The 1,761-nt window shown below is 55.1% G+C and carries 1 protein-coding gene and 1 pseudogene; both read left to right on the top strand.

Annotated elements, in window-relative coordinates; translation table 11 throughout:
- Positions 1-16 precede the first annotated feature (16 nt).
- On the top strand, positions 17-1,195 hold the full coding sequence (locus BAA01_02280; GenBank protein ID OUM89533.1) for a hypothetical protein: 1,179 nt from the start codon (positions 17-19) through the stop codon (positions 1,193-1,195).
- 68 nt (positions 1,196-1,263) lie between these two features.
- Positions 1,264-1,761: pseudogene (locus tag BAA01_02275) on the top strand (hypothetical protein).

Genomic DNA, 1,761 nt, shown 5'->3' with positions numbered 1-1,761 from the left:
CCTGGATGGTGAACCAGTGAAGAACCTCAAAGTTCGCTTTTTGCTCGGCAGGGAGAATGTGCCACCAGGTTTTCAGCCGTTCTCAGATGAGCTTTTGGCTTTTTCCGATCAGCCAGTTGAGCGCTACGTCGAGAACGAAGACGCTGCCACGATTCTGTTTACTAGTGGGACCACCTCTTTTCCAAAAGCGGTTCTGAATACTCATCTCAACTACTATGCCGCCTTGCTCTCAGCCTTGCACGATCTTGGGTCCCATCACCAGCATCGCGTGCTGCTGGCGTTGCCGCTTTTTCATTCGGCCGGGAGCTATTTTCTCTTCTCCAGCGTCGCAACCGGTGCCACCATCACCCTCTTGCCCCGCATCGAGCCTCAAGCGATCTTGGAGGTTATCCCACGCGACCGTATCACGATGACGGCTTTCCCGGCCACCGTTTGGGCAGGATTGGACCAGGTTCCAGGGATTGACCAGATCGACTTCTCTAGTCTGAAGCGAGTCCTCGTATTTCAGTACTTATCCACCGATGTTTTTAAACGTTGGATGGAACGGGTTCCTCAGGCTGACTGGATCAATTACTGGGGCCAGACGGAGATGATTCCTTTGGGGGCTTCAACGCGTCCTGGCGACATCCCTCGCAAGCTGACAGCCCCTGATCCGATCGGTTTCGCACACTTGCCTCTCGAGGTGCGCGTGGTAGACGAGGAGATGAACGATTTGCCTGCCGGCAAGGTCGGAGAGCTTGTGACGCGAGGGCCAGCGTGTACTCCAGGCTACTTGGAGGATCGCGAGGCCACAGAAATGTTGTTCCGCGGCGGGTGGCTCCATACCGGAGATATGGCATACAAAGACGAAGAAGGTTTTCTCTACTTTGTGGACCGAAAGAAAGACATGATCAAGACCGGTGGTGAGAATGTCTCCAGCCAAGAAGTGGAGGAGATACTGGCGCGGCACCCGAAGGTGGCCGAGGTGGCTGTTTTTGGCCTGCCGCATCCTTACTGGATCGAGATGGTGGCTGCAGCAGTGGCCTTGAAGCCAGGCGTGCAGGCGACCGAAGAGGAGTTGATTGCTTTTGCCAAGGAACAAATGGCCCATTTTAAGGCACCCAAACGGATCTTTTTCGTCGATCAACTGCCGCGTAACCCTTCGGGTAAGATTCTGAAGCGAAAGCTGCAGGATCAGTTTGCCGACCGTGTGTAAGACGGTGGTAGGGGTGGTTGAACGGCCCTAAGGAAACGAACGGAGGATGGAAGAGAGGAGGAAAAAAGATGACGTCCGGAATCGGACGTTGGCTCACTCGGCGGGTAGAACTGGATGGAGCTAAACTGGCGCTGATTTCCTCTGAACGTCGGCTGACCTATGATGAACTCAATCGGCGGGGGAATCGCTTAGCGAACGCCTTAAACGAGAGGGGAGTGCGCCAAGGGGACAGGGTGGCTGGCCTGTTGCCCAACGGCAACGAGATTCTCGAGATCATGTTTGCCTGCGCGAAATTAGGAGCGATTTTCGTTCCGGTCAATGTCAGACTGACATCGGAAGAAGTCCGGTACATCCTTGACGATTCGTCCAGCCGCACCCTTTTCTATCACCGGTCTTTGGCACCGGTGGTCGAACCGTTTCGAGGGACCTTACCGCAGATTTTGCATTGGGTGTGTGTCGGCGGCGAGGGAGCAGGCCAGAGCGAGTATGAATCGCTGTTACACAGGATGTCCGACGTGGAACCAGACTTCGAGGTTTCCCTCGAGCACGTGCACCTGATGATGTAC

The sequence above is a fragment of the Bacillus thermozeamaize genome, assembly GCA_002159075.1.
Taxonomy (GTDB): domain Bacteria; phylum Bacillota; class Bacilli; order ZCTH02-B2; family ZCTH02-B2; genus Bacillus_BB; species Bacillus_BB thermozeamaize.
This window is presented reverse-complemented; position numbering and strand designations above follow the sequence as displayed.